At 37.8% G+C, this 13,926-nt stretch carries 11 protein-coding genes and 1 pseudogene; 3 read left to right on the forward strand and 9 right to left on the reverse strand.

Annotated elements, in window-relative coordinates; genetic code table 11:
- Positions 1–44 precede the first annotated feature (44 nt).
- Positions 45–1,082 carry a 3-deoxy-7-phosphoheptulonate synthase gene (locus O1450_RS08265; protein ID WP_269228055.1) on the reverse strand — a complete coding sequence of 346 codons (1,038 nt, stop codon included), beginning with the start codon at positions 1,080–1,082 and terminating at the stop codon, positions 45–47.
- Positions 1,083–1,700: 618 nt separating this feature from the next.
- Between O1450_RS08265 and O1450_RS08270 the strand changes: the two genes are divergently transcribed.
- Complete coding sequence (locus O1450_RS08270) at positions 1,701–3,275, forward strand: ATP-binding cassette domain-containing protein (protein WP_269228056.1); 1,575 nt, start codon at positions 1,701–1,703, stop codon at positions 3,273–3,275.
- A 54-nt stretch (positions 3,276–3,329) separates the two neighbouring features.
- On the opposite strand, the gene O1450_RS08275 is transcribed toward O1450_RS08270, so the two are convergent.
- From O1450_RS08275 to argC, 6 genes and pseudogenes are all read right to left on the reverse strand, one after another.
- Positions 3,330–3,692, reverse strand: a complete 363-nt coding sequence (locus O1450_RS08275; protein WP_269228057.1) for a YnfA family protein — start codon at positions 3,690–3,692, stop codon at positions 3,330–3,332.
- A complete protein-coding gene (gene clpA, locus O1450_RS08280) occupies positions 3,692–5,977 on the reverse strand; it encodes an ATP-dependent Clp protease ATP-binding subunit ClpA (protein WP_269228058.1) in 2,286 nt (761 codons plus the stop codon). The genes O1450_RS08275 and clpA overlap by 1 nt, the downstream gene beginning before the upstream one ends.
- Positions 5,978–6,091: 114 nt before the next feature.
- A pseudogene (locus O1450_RS08285) lies at positions 6,092–6,178 on the reverse strand (ATP-dependent Clp protease adapter ClpS); the annotation flags it as partial.
- A gap of 467 nt (positions 6,179–6,645) precedes the next feature.
- On the reverse strand, positions 6,646–7,059 hold the full coding sequence (gene clpS, locus O1450_RS08290; protein ID WP_269228059.1) for an ATP-dependent Clp protease adapter ClpS: 414 nt from the start codon (positions 7,057–7,059) through the stop codon (positions 6,646–6,648).
- A gap of 19 nt (positions 7,060–7,078) precedes the next feature.
- Positions 7,079–7,828 (reverse strand): DUF6776 family protein, encoded by a 750-nt coding sequence (locus O1450_RS08295; protein WP_442865363.1) that lies wholly within the window; start codon positions 7,826–7,828, stop codon positions 7,079–7,081.
- Between the two features lie 81 nt (positions 7,829–7,909).
- Positions 7,910–8,959 (reverse strand): N-acetyl-gamma-glutamyl-phosphate reductase, encoded by a 1,050-nt coding sequence (argC, locus tag O1450_RS08300; protein ID WP_269228061.1) that lies wholly within the window; start codon positions 8,957–8,959, stop codon positions 7,910–7,912.
- A 363-nt stretch (positions 8,960–9,322) separates the two neighbouring features.
- Between argC and O1450_RS08305 the strand changes: the two genes are divergently transcribed.
- Positions 9,323–10,849, forward strand: a complete 1,527-nt coding sequence (locus O1450_RS08305) for a hypothetical protein (RefSeq protein ID WP_269228062.1) — start codon at positions 9,323–9,325, stop codon at positions 10,847–10,849.
- Position 10,850: 1 nt separating this feature from the next.
- Here O1450_RS08305 and O1450_RS08310 read toward each other — a convergent pair whose 3' ends face one another.
- Together O1450_RS08310 and rpiA are read right to left on the reverse strand one after the other, a co-directional pair.
- The gene (locus O1450_RS08310; RefSeq protein WP_269228063.1) at positions 10,851–11,537 is read right to left on the reverse strand and encodes a M48 family metallopeptidase; all 687 of its coding nucleotides are present in this window, start codon (positions 11,535–11,537) and stop codon (positions 10,851–10,853) included.
- The gene (gene rpiA, locus O1450_RS08315; RefSeq protein ID WP_269228064.1) at positions 11,537–12,208 is read right to left on the reverse strand and encodes a ribose-5-phosphate isomerase RpiA; all 672 of its coding nucleotides are present in this window, start codon (positions 12,206–12,208) and stop codon (positions 11,537–11,539) included. Before rpiA ends, O1450_RS08310 begins: the two co-directional genes overlap by 1 nt.
- Positions 12,209–12,306: 98 nt before the next feature.
- Here rpiA and ilvA point away from each other — a divergent pair, with 98 nt between their 5' ends.
- On the forward strand, positions 12,307–13,851 hold the full coding sequence (gene ilvA, locus O1450_RS08320; protein WP_269228065.1) for a threonine ammonia-lyase, biosynthetic: 1,545 nt from the start codon (positions 12,307–12,309) through the stop codon (positions 13,849–13,851).
- The last annotated feature ends 75 nt before the right edge of the window (positions 13,852–13,926 follow it).

Consider the following 13,926-nt stretch of genomic DNA (forward strand, 5'->3'; position numbering starts at 1 on the left):
GATCAACAAAAAAGCCAATCTAGATGATTGGCTTTTTATGCGTTTTATAATCTCATTTGTTCAGCAGCATCTAACAAAATTTGTGCTGTTTTATCCCAACCTAAGCAACCATCAGTCACTGATTGTCCATATATCATATCGCAAGAAATCTTTTGATTGCCATCAACCAAATGACTTTCAATCATCACACCACGAACTTTCGACTCAGTACGTTCTGCAATGATTTGCTTTAAAACATTCGGCTGTTGTAACGGATCTTTACCGCTATTTCCATGACTACAATCAATTACTAACGCAGGTAAATGTTTATATTTGAAATGCATTGCTTGAATAGAAGCCACATCATAATTAGTGCCATGATTTGAACCACGTAAAATCAAATGTGGTAAAGGATTTCCATTGCTATGCAAAATTGCAGGTAGACCCTGTTGAGTCATCCCCAAGAATTGATGACCATGTAGTGCTGATTGAATCGCATCCAAAGCAATCTGAATTGAACCATCCGTTCCGTTTTTGAAACCAATGCTATACGGCATATGACTAGAAATTTCACGATGAATTTGTGATTCACTGGTACGTGCACCAATTGCACCCCAAGCCAATAAATCATCAAAATAGCCTGTTGCCATTGGACTTAAAATTTCGCTGGCAATCGGCAAGCCTTTTTCGATAAGTTGTAAGTATAGCGCACGAGACTTTTCTAAACCAAGTTGTAAATCTGATGATCCATCTAAATTTGGATCATATAAAAAACCTTTCCAGCCCACGGTAGTACGTGGTTTTTCAATATAGGCACGCATCACCAAGAATATTTGATCTTTTACTTGTTCTTGTAGTTGTTGGAGGCGATCAGCATATTCGAGTACTGCGATAGGATCATGAATCGAGCAAGGACCCGTAATCACCATTAAGCGATGATCATGTCCAGATAAAATATTCTGAATCGTTTGACGATGTTTTGAAATTTGCTGCGTCAAAGTTGCAGACAAGGGATACTGTGCTTTGAGTTGTGATGGCAAGCTAAGCATTGATTCTTTTGTATGTGTTTGTGGTTGTGTCAAAGCAGTATTTAAAGCATTCATTTTCAATTCCTTTGGACTGACCTTCTTCGCAGTCCTATCATTTATTTGAGCAAGTGTGATCTAAGTGATGTTGATTTTTTTGCAAAGTAAAACCAAGAAATCTTGCTAAAATATGAATAATTGAATGTATGCATGGTATTTCTCCTAAAATCATGATTGTTAAAGCATAAAAAAACCTGATCGGTGTTGCCGATCAGGTATTAACTGGTTGGGCAACCCTTTTTTGCTGCCCGAAACGCATCAGGCAACTACATATATTGCCAAAAATAAAAGTATGCGTTTGTGTTTACAGTATGCTTTAACATGTTTATTTCAAATATCTAAAAAACTGTTCCTAACCCTTAAATTACGCACTATTTCAGCATTTGACAAGCACTTTTTATCTTTTTTTAATCAAAACTTGAAAATAGTAAAATTTGACCTTTCGTGTTTTCATCCATAGAATAGTTGAAAAATAAACCAATTCGAGATTACGCCAATGAAGTAAGTTCTATTTCCATCATCAAAGTTCTTTTTTCTTTTTGATGTGCAAAATAGACTTATCTATCATTTAGCGATTGTCATTCTAAAATTTATCTCGATCTCGCTATTTTGCATATCCTGTTTATGAGGTTTCTTATGACTCAACAGGCATGTATTGTTTCACACTTATCACTCGAATTAACCCAGCAGAAATTGTTTGACCATCTGAATGTCCAACTTCCTTTACATCAGTTTACAGGACTAATCGGACGTAATGGTCAAGGGAAATCGCTATTGATGTCTCTTTTGCACGAACAAACAGCATCGCAACTGCCCTATTCAGGCCAAATCTCTTGGCAATGCCCACATCAACATCTTGCTCAACTCCAGCGAGTCCAAGCCAATACCATTGCTCAAGCCCTCGACATTGACGATTTATATCTATGCTTTGAACGTATTCAACAAGGGAGCGCATCATTTACGGATTACGATCTAGTCGAACATCTTTGGCACTTACCAACAGAATGGCAGCAACTTTTAGAAAGTGCAGGCTTGCCTACAGCACTAGATACCCCGACTCAAAATTTGAGTGAAGGTCAAAAAACCAAACTTACCCTTTGTCGTTTATTCCTATTGAAAGATCATTATCTGCTTTTGGATGAACCAAGCAATCATCTGGATGCCCAAGGACGACAATGGTTAGTCGATCAAATGGTTCAACATCCTACAGGCGGGCTCATCATTAGCCATGACCGACAGCTTTTAGCGCATATACAAGGCATATTTATGCTCAATCAGTTCGGTATGCATTATTACGGTGGTAACTACGCGCTGTATCAACAACAGTATCAAGCACAAGTCGAAGCATTATCACACGCTGTATCACAAGAGAAACGTGAGCTAAAACAACTCAAGGAGCAGCAACATCAAAGCCAAATGAAAGCGCAGAAGCGTAAAAAAGTAGGTGAAAAAATAAGGGCTTCTGGCTCTCAAGCACCCATCTTATTAGATGCCAAGAAAGAACAATCCGAACAATCTCTTTCTCACCTACGCAAACAACAGAGTAAACAGCTTTCAGATGCAAAAGGTGAATTACAGCAGAAGCAAACCCAACTGGAGCATCTTAAAACCCAATCTTTTGAGTTTACTCATACCGCTGTTAAATCAGGAGAAATCTTACGTTGCCAGCAATTAAAACTTGCTTATGTAGAAACTAAACCTATTGATCTAGCGATAACAGCGGGAGATAAATTACATTTAAGCGGTGCAAATGGTACGGGTAAATCCACTTTACTGAAAACCATTCAAGGTTTAACTTCTCCGCTTGCTGGAGAAATTTATTGCAAAGTAAGTTCTATTTATCTGGATCAGAATCTTTCATTCCTCGATGAAAATATATCTGCTGTTGAATATTTATGTGCTATTGATCCAAATCTGACTGAGCAACAAGCACGTACACGTTTAGGAAACCTACAAATCCGTAGAGATAAGGCGCTGAGCTCTTTAAGAAATTTAAGTGGTGGCGAACGTTTAAAAGTCGCTTTACTTGCCTTGAAACAACAGACTGTTGAGCTATTACTTTTGGATGAACCAGAAAATCATCTCGATATTGAATCGCGTGAGTTACTCGCCCAAGCCATTCATTCTTTTCATGGTACAGTGATATTGGTATCGCATGATGAAAATTTTGTTAAAGAATGCGGAATCAATGAAAGTTATTTATTAAGTTAAGCTTTCGTTGCTATAGATCAGCATGGCAACAAGGCGCACCGTGCTGATTTCCGTTTAACGAACCAAACTTTGCGGCTGCAAAATAATTAGGCAAGCGCCGCAAAGAACAATGATCCCACCTGAAATATCCCAACGCGTTAGCATGACTTGATCGACATAACGCAACCACATCAGGGCAGTAAAAATATAAATCCCGCCATAGGCTGCATAAATACGACCTGATGCCGCAGGATGCAAAGTCAGCAACCAGACAAAGACTGCTAAGCTTAAAGCTGTAGGAATCCATAACCAATGCGATTTTCCTTGATTCAAAATTAAATAAGGAAAATAACAACCTAAGATTTCAGCTATTGCTGTGACGAAAAATAACCCAAATACTTTAAGTACTTGGGTTATCGAGAAAGACAGTTCAAACATTAAGCAGGTTCAGCACTCGGGTTAATATGATCTTCAAATACTTCCAATTTTAAACCAACGTCTTTGCCATTTTCTGTTTTCACAGAAACCGCAACGTTACCACCATGCTCAGCAAGCTCACCAAATAAAATCATCTCAGCAAGCGGCTTTTTCAAATGTTCTTGAATCAGACGTTGCATTGGACGAGCACCCATCAAACGATCATAACCATTAGCTGACAACCAATCACGAGCGCTTTGATCAACATCAAGTACCACTTGTTTCTCATCAAGTTGCGCTTGCAACTCAGTCAAGAATTTATCTACAACTGAATCGATAATCGTAGTCGGAAGTGCTTTAAATTGAATCACACCATCCAAACGGTTACGGAATTCAGGCGAGAATGCACGTTTCATTGCATCCTGATTGTCTGCACTGTGATCTTGCTCAGTGAAACCAATACTTGCACGGACAATACTTTCTGCACCGATGTTGGTCGTAAGAACAATGATCACATTTCTAAAATCAGACTTACGTCCGTTATTATCTGTTAAAGCACCATGATCCATGACTTGTAACAACAAGTTGAATACATCAGGATGTGCTTTTTCAATTTCATCAAGCAACAGTACGCAATGCGGATTTTTATGAATCGCATCTGTCAGCAAACCACCTTGATCATATCCAACATAGCCTGGAGGTGCACCGATCAAGCGAGAAACCGCATGACGCTCCATATACTCTGACATATCGAAACGAACCAATTCCACACCTAACAACTTGGCAAGTTGTTTAGTGACCTCGGTTTTACCCACACCTGTTGGACCAGCAAAAACAAAACTTCCCACTGGTTTATCTGGTGCTTTCAAGCCTGCACGAGATAATTTGATCGCTGATGCAAGTGCTGTAATCGCTTCATCTTGACCAAATACAACACGTTTAAGATCACGTTCCAAATTCTCAAGTACAGACTTGTCATCTTTAGATACTGTTTTCGGTGGAATACGCGCAATCTTAGAAACGATGTCTTCGATATTTTCAACAGAAATGGTTGTACCATCGACTTCAGCTTTCAAACGACGTTGTGCACCAGCCTCATCAATCACATCAATCGCTTTATCTGGTAAAAAACGATCATTGATAAATTTAGCTGATAACTCAACAGCAGCGACGAGAGCTTTATCATCGTATTCAACATGATGGAAATCTTCGAATTTGCTTTTCAAGCCACGTAAAATTTCAATCGTTTCGCCTATACTTGGTTCATTCACATCAATCTTTTGGAAACGACGAGACAAGGCATGATCTTTCTCGAATACTTGACGATACTCTTGGAAAGTTGTTGAACCAATACAACGCAAAGTACCATTCGCTAATGCAGGCTTAATTAAATTCGATGCATCCATAGTGCTGCCCATACTTGAGCCTGCACCAATGATCATATGAATTTCGTCAATGAATAAAATCGCATTCGGATTCTTTTTCAAAGCATTCAACAATTGTTTTAAACGTTTTTCAAAGTCACCACGATATTTAGTCCCCGCAACTAAAGCACCAATGTCTAAGCTATAAACTTCAGCATTCGCAAGTGGTTTCGGTGCCTTGCCGTTGACAATCAGCCAAGCTAAACCTTCCGCAATTGAGGTTTTACCTACACCCGGATCACCAACAAGCAACGGATTATTTTTACGGCGACGACATAAAATCTGAGCAGCTCGCTCAATTTCTTTTTCACGTCCAATTAAAGGATCAGTTTTGCCCTTTTGCGCTTCGATGTTTAAGTTAAGCGTATATTGGTCAAGTGGCCTAGCATTTGCTGAAGCTGCGCTTTCACCGTCAATATCTTCAACTTCTTCTTCAACTTGAATCTCATCTTTACGTGTTCCATGAGATAAATATTGTGTCAAAGTTAAACGGTTAATTTGATGACGTTTAAGTAAATAAACCGCGAACGAATCTCGCTCAGAATACATTGCAACTAAAACATCTGCCCCTTCAACCGTACGATCACCACCGCTCGATTGAACGTGGAAAATTGCACGTTGTAAAATTCGATCAAAGCTCTCTGTTGGATGAGGTGCTTGTTCACTATTATCACCAAGTTTTGGGGTATGTTGCTCTACATATTCCTCTAATTCTTTACGCAAGGTAACGATATCAGCACCACATGCTTTTAACGCATTGACTGCTGAATCATTATCAAGTAAAGCAAGCAACAAGTGCTCAACTGTCAAAAATTCATGTCTCTTTTGACGAGCCATGCTAACAGCCAAACGTAACGATACTTCTAATTGACGACTGAGCATGTAACCCCCTTATATTTTGTGCTTTATCTAAAAAGATAAGATTAGAATAAAGCTGGTATTAACTTGGTTTGTCTGAGGCTATAAAGCGTTATCTAGTATACGTTTACAACAACACTTTACTTCATAATCTACAGTTAGCATTACTTGAGTATCTTGGTCAAGATTGAAAACAAAGTATTGTTGTAAAATTTCGATTACAAAGAGAATAAGACTCGTCTAATCGCTCAAAAAGACAGCAAATCTATTCTTTATTTATGAAAGCGTATTAAATCTATGAAAAATTTTAATATGCTATGATCTTAGTTAAAACCTAACAAATCATGTATAGGTTGAATATAAAAATAGTCAGTATATTGATTCATATTTTTAGAACAAAAAAATATATGTATTGATTTAGCACTTAAATCACAAAAAGAAAGATAGCTTTGCTTTCTTAATACTATTACCCACTACATATGAGCCAACCATAACGCAAAGTCTCGCACATGTGGAATGAAATTACGGAAGTGCGTTGCTTTTCTTAACGTCTTCACTCACAGCATATGAGCCATATCATGGCGCAAGGTCTTGCGCATGAGGAATGAAATTTCGCAAGTGCGTTGCTTTTCTTAACGCTTTTACTCGCAACATAGTTGCTCGTCTTGCGCAGCTAAAAAGCGTTGCTTTTTTTAACGCTGCTCAGGTTCGATCTGACACAATAATGGATGACCTTGAGATCGGGCAATGTTATTCACTTGATTCGCTTTTGTTTCTGCAATATCACGCGGATAAATACCTGCTGTTCCTTTGCCTTCATAATGAACTGTCAACATCACCTGACTTGCTTGATCAAGATTCATTCCAAAATAACTTTGTAGTACCTCAATAACAAAATCCATCGGTGTGTAATCATCATTCAGTAAAACAACAGCGTATAGTGGCGGTTTTTTTAATTCAGGTGGTGCTGTCTGAACAATGACTTCGCCATCATGATCCTCTTGCGAGTCACTTAAACGTGGATTTAAGTGCCAATCGACATATCCAGATTGATGAAAGGCATTTTTCACTTCACTTAAATTCATTTGTCGTTTATATCTTCGCATATCCAGTTCTTACTAAATTTTATTGAGCATTTGCTTCAGCTTGAGGAATTTCTGATACAAAAGCAGAACTCACATCAACAGGTTGACCACGTTGCCAACTAAAGCGTTTAATCACTGGTGCAGGTGAACCAGCTAAACGAACCTCAATAAACTGAGGTGTGAAACCTTTAGGCATGGTCCAGCGCCCAGTCAACCGTTCAAAATCATCGAAATTAAAATTGGCATCTTCTAATGGTACAACCAGAACTTCTGTATCTTTAATTAACCTTAATTCAACACTACCAACAGCTCGGCGTTTATTTGGGTTCACTTGAACCAGGTCTAATTGATATTCAAAAGCATTTTCGGGTAAAGATTTAATCGCTAAATTTTGTACAGTTAAGCTAACACCACCACGTTGTCTTAAAATTTCACGATAAATGGCATTCATATTTTCAAACTGAGTTTTATCAGCATTAGCTTGATTAATACCTTTAAATAATTCATCGGCATTACTAACCGCCATATCACGCTCTTGAACGGCAGAATTTAAACTCTTACTAACAGAATCCAAAGTGGTTTTTTGCTTTTGTAGAACATCAACAAGTTGTTCAGCATCGGCATCATAACCAACAACAGTCAAACCTTGACGATGCCCAACAGTATATCCCAACATAAAACTACTACCAATCAGTAATGTAGCAGCAATCACTAAAGGCAAATTCGTCTTGAGGAATTTATTTTTTTTAACGGAACTTTCTGGTGAAGTAGTCGGTTCAGCGTTTTCCATCATCATCTCTATCGTTATGATTTACATCAAAGCACACATTTAAATCCAAATTTAAATGTGTGTGAAGTAAAAAAGCGTTTTTTATGGTAATAAACCAATACCTTCTAAACCAGCAGCCTCATCAAAATTGAACATTAAATTCATATTTTGAATCGCTTGACCTGCTGCACCTTTCACTAAATTGTCTTGCGCAACTAATACGATCAATTTATTTGGTTGAGGTTGATATAAAGCAATACGTAGCTCATTTGCACCGCGCACACTACGTGTTTCAGGCGAACTATTTGCTGGCATTACATCAACAAAACGTTCATTCTCATAGAAACGCTCATACAATGCTTGTAGATCTATATTCTGAGCTTGATCAGTTAAATCGACATAAATTGTACTCAACATACCACGAATCATCGGTACAAGATGTGGAACAAAAATAAGATGATTAAATTGCCCCTTTTCACCTGAAATATTTTCTAAAGCTTCAACAATTTCTGGATGATGACGATGTCCAGCGACACCATAAGCTTTAAAATTATCAGCATTTTCACTGTAAATCATGCCTAAACTAGCTTTGCGACCTGCGCCCGAAACACCAGACTTTGCATCGATGATAATACTTTGTGGATTGATCAATTTTTCTGAAGCTTTTAGTAAAGGAGCTAAACCCAACTGTACTGTTGTTGGGTAGCAACCAGGATTACCAATCACTTGAGCTGTTCTAATTTTTTCACGATTTAGTTCAGTTAAACCATAAACAGAATCAGCGAGTACACTTGGGCAGCTATGCTGCATACCATACCATTTTTCAAATTCAGTAAGATTCTGTAAACGAAAATCTGCGGCAAGGTCAATCACTTTTGTACCAGCAGTAATCAATTCTTCGGCATGTTGCATCGCTACACCGTGCGGTGTCGCAAAGAATACAACATCACATTGCTTGAGAGCATCCAAATCAAGATCAGAAAACTCAAGATCAGTATGTCCTCGTAGACTTGGGAACATATCTGAAACACGTTTGCCTGCTTCAGTTCGAGATGTTAAAACACGTACTTGGGCTTGTGGATGTCTTAATAAAAGACGCAATAATTCAACGCCTGTATATCCAGTTCCACCAACGATGCCAACAGAAATCACGTGCTCTACCTCAAACTATAAATAGTGGTTGTAGTATGGCAGTTTGACGCCATTTCTACAATCCATAACCCTATAAGTTATATAGCATTTCTAAGTTACAACTTGAGGAATTGATTTAGTATCTAGCTAAAGATAGTAAAAATATAAAATTTCTAAATACAAAAATGTAAATTTAACAACTTATTTTCACTTAACTGGTCGCTATAACATTAAAAACAGTGTAAAAGTTCTGTCAAATTGTTTTATATAAATTCAATTTTACCACTGGTCAAGAAATACTATTGAATCATCTAAGTATTCGCATAGAATAAAAACCATGCGGTAATAATAAATTTCATGGATGCTAAATTTTGGAGAGCTGGAATGCCTTCTTTGAGATCAAAACAAAGATTAAACCAATACATCAGTTTAGGCGTAAGCAGTATTTTATTGCTTAGTCCAGCTTTTTTAGTAGGTTGTGGAAGCGGTGAAAGCGAGGCACGTACTAATATCACTACGCCAGTGACTGTTCCAAAGCCGAAAAATTTTAATATTAAAGTGCCAACTGAAATGAGAGATGTGGTTATCAAAATTTTTGACAATTTTGATAACACCTTAATTTTGGAGCAAAAAGTAAGCACAACGACAAATCTATCAAGTCTTACTTTGCCTATCATATTAAATACGAGTCACTTATATAGAGTTGAAATATCAACAACACCCAACTCTCTTATTTATAATTTTCTTAACGGTCAATATGAAAATGTATCAATGACCATGCATAGCCTAGTTGAAGTTGATGTAAGCAATCTAACACAAACTGTTTTTATTAACCCTAATACTGAGGCAAGCTATCAACGCGCATTGGTACGCTCTGGTCAACTTCCAAATGAAACAGAAAATGCTATAAATATTAGTCAATTACATTTAAAACTAGCAAACCAAGATATAAATACTGCTTTGTTGAATGCATTTAATAAATTAGATATTCAAAATCTAGAGCCATCTCATCAATTAAATCTATTAAATGAACAAGACATTAAATTACAACCGAATACCTATCTAAATTCTTTTTTTAGTTTTGGCTACATCCAGCAATGGGCAAATAATTACCCTAATAATTCATTTGCTGAATTCACGAAAAACCTTGCTGTAGACCTAAAAGATGGATATCTAGATGCAAAAAAAATTAATGGTGAAAAATCACTTCTGAATTCATTGCTAAGCCCTGCTCCTGATAACATTGATCCAGCTAAAAATAATGCAAAAGATATAGGCGAAAATCAAAAATTAATACGAACTCAATTCGGAGACTCTCTAAAACTAGCTGTTCTTCAACTCGCTAATGATGCTAAACAACAGATATATAATTCTCAAGGCTATAAACTATTACAACAATATAGTTATGTCGGAGAAGAACCGTTTAATAACATTACCCTAAATGTTCGTACTGCTGGTGCAGGAGATTATCGCCGTGCAGTTGGTTTTGTTGATACAATCGCAACCTGTAACGGGTCTGCATACCCATGTAAACAAGGGTTAACAGGTATCAATGTGATCAATCCAAATTTACCATCGATTGATTATCTTATTGGACACTATGAAGATACTACTAATAATTGTCAGCTCAATATCCGTGCTAACGGTGTGATCGAACTAATTAAAAATACTCAACTATTCAGATCTGTACTTGATGCAGATAGCACAGATAATCTATTACAAGTTAACAAGGATAGTAGTGAATACTTATTAAATTCGAGCTCAACCGAACCTAATAATACGGCTCTACAATATAGTTTTGTACAAGTTAAAATAAAAGCAAACAAAGTATTAAGTGCTAGTGCAGGCCTAGATATTCGCAAGGCACCCGATCAACTACAAACAACCCAACTTGAATGTAGTTTTATTTGATTTAGTACCACCACGCAGGCAATTGAATACTTTTTAATTGCCTGCGATTTTCGATATAACTTTCATCATATTTCGCCACTTCACCCCAAAATGCTGCACTATGATCAAAATACTTCGTATGTGCTAATTCATGTATACACACTGATCGTACATTATGCATCGGCATTAATACCAATCCTGCATTGAGCATAATGTCATGTTTTGAACTACAACTTCCCCAACGTGTCTTTGGCTTTCTCACCGTGCATTCGCCATATTGCAAGCCCGTCTGATCACTTATTAAGTTTAAATATTCTGGTAAAAACTGTTTCGCATATGCTAATACAGCAGCTTTTAAAGCTATTTCAGGGCTTTCATTTCGAATAAATAAAATATGTTGTTCCCAGTTAAATTTAAAAATATGACGTTGCTGTTGCTGAATAATTTGAAATGGTTGCAAATGATAAAATAAAACAAGTTGTTCAGGAAAATTGATAGTCTGATTAAATTCTTTTTGTTGCTTGCTCCATGTCTCTAATAACCATTGTTCAGACTGTTGCAGAAATTGCTGAATCTGCCGCTTTGTACAAAAGATAGGCACTGTTAAACGAATACCTGTAGGTTCAACACGCAAACGCAAATTTCTCGCCCTTGCATGTCGAACTACTTTAATTTCAGGCAATTGTGTTTCAAGTGAAACTGATTGCATTACTGTGCCGTACGTTCTTCGATACCATTATTGGTCGCAACAATCGCAATGCTAGCCGCATTCAAAGCAAAAATTCCATTGGTTACCACACCTGGAATATTGTTAATGGTTTTTTCCAACTCAAGTGCGTTCAAAATATTTAAATTAAAAACATCTAAGATAACATTACCATTATCAGTAACAACACCTTCGCGATAAACAGGATCACCGCCTAAAGCTACGATTTTACGAGCAACCGCAGAACGCGCCATTGGAATTACTTCGATAGGAAGTGGAAAATCACGTCCTAATTGATCCACCCATTTAGAATCATCAACGATACATACAAACTTCTTAGCAATTGAAGCAACGATTTTTTCACGAGTTAATGCAGCACCGCCACCTTTAATCATATGCATATGGCGATCAATTTCATCAGCACCATCGACATAGGCATCTAAACCACCAACTGAGTTCATATCAACCACTTCGATACCTAATTTTTTAAGACGTTCAGCCGTAGCTGTAGAGCTTGCGACTGCTGCCTCTAGTTGTAATTCTGGCAATAAATCAATTAAAAAATTAACAGTACTTCCTGTTCCTACGCCCAAAATGCCGCCTTTAGGCAAATGTTTCAAAGCTGCTTTTGCCGCAGCTTGTTTTTTCTCATCTTGGGTTGCATATAGACTCATGACTTCACTCAACTATTTTGACATTTGCTGCAAGAAAACAGCGCAAATGCACAGGGGTTTGCTACAATGATCGCCTATTTTAAACTGTTATACGGAAGATGAACATGCTGTCTCGTGTGGTACGACAAATTTTACAAGCAACGGTTTATGATGTTGCGATTGAAACACCGCTTGAAGCAGCTCCCCGAATTAGTCAAAAAATTAATAACAACATTCGATTTAAACGTGAAGATTTACAACCTGTCTTCTCTTTTAAACTACGTGGTGCTTATAACCGTATTAGCCAACTTCCTAAAGATCAACTCGATCGAGGTGTAATTTGTGCCTCTGCGGGTAACCATGCACAAGGTGTTGCTTTATCTGGAAAAAGATTAGGCATTCCAGCCATTATCGTCATGCCAAGCACGACCCCTGACATCAAAGTACAAGCGGTTAAAAACTTAGGTGGACAGGTTGTTTTACAGGGCGATAGTTTTGATGTTGCCAATAAATATGCAAAACAACGTGCAGAAGATGAAGGTTTAGTTTTTATCCCGCCTTATGACGATGAACTGGTCATTGCTGGGCAAGGCACAATTGCGAATGAATTATTACGTCAATGGCGTGATGTGGAATATGTTTTTGTTGCTGTTGGCGGCGGTGGTTTGATTGCTGGTGTTGCAGCTTATTTAGGTGAAGTTGCGCCACATGTCAAAGTCATTGGTGTTGAATACGAAGAATCTGCCTGTTTAAAAGCTGCACTCGAAACCAATGAACGTGTGGTTTTACCTCATGTCGGTTTATTTGCTGATGGCACAGCAGTTGCACAAATTGGTGAATTACCATTTGAAATGGTTCGCTTACAGAAGTCCGATCAATCAGGCCCAATCGTCGATCCTAATATTGTTACCGTAAATACAGATGAAATCTGTGCCGCAATCAAAGATACCTATGATGAAAATCGTAGTATTGTCGAGCCTTCTGGTGCGATGGCTTTGGCAGGTATCAAAAAATACGTTACCGAGCACCAACTCACTGGAAAGAACATGGTTTCAATTGTTTGCGGTGCAAACATGAACTTTGATCGTCTCCGTTATATTGCTGAACGTACCGAATTAGGTGAACGTAAAGAAGCGATTTATGCAGTGACGATTCCTGAGCAAAAAGGCGCATTTCTTAATTTCTGCCGCGCCCTACAAGGTCGTAACATTACTGAATTTAACTATCGTGCCAGTGACGACAGCCAAGCTCAGGTTTTCGTTGGAATTAGTTTGAAAGGTGGTGAAGTTGAACGTCACGAAATCTATGAATTACTCAAGCAACAATATGATGTCGATGATTTATCCGATGATGAAGTTGCGAAACTGCATATTCGTTATTTGATTGGTGGTCATGCCAACCTTGAAAATGAACGTTTATTTCGTGTTGAATTTCCTGAGCGTCCAGGTGCTTTATTAATGTTCTTGGAGCGTCTAGGTCCAACGCATAACATCACCCTATTCCATTATCGCAATCATGGTGCAGCCGAAGGTCGTGTACTTGTTGGCTTACAGGCCACTGATGCCAAACAAAATCCAGATGGGTTGATCGAAACATTAGAGAAAATTACTTATCCTTATGCTGAAATCAGCAGCAATATTGGATATAAGCGTTTCCTTAAATAAGCGTTCTAGTACCTTAAAGCCGACCTCGTGTCGGCTTTGTTTTCATCATGTACTGTGAAACAAGGCAATAATCTT

The sequence above is a fragment of the Acinetobacter sp. TR11 genome, assembly GCF_027105035.1.
Classification (GTDB): domain Bacteria; phylum Pseudomonadota; class Gammaproteobacteria; order Pseudomonadales; family Moraxellaceae; genus Acinetobacter.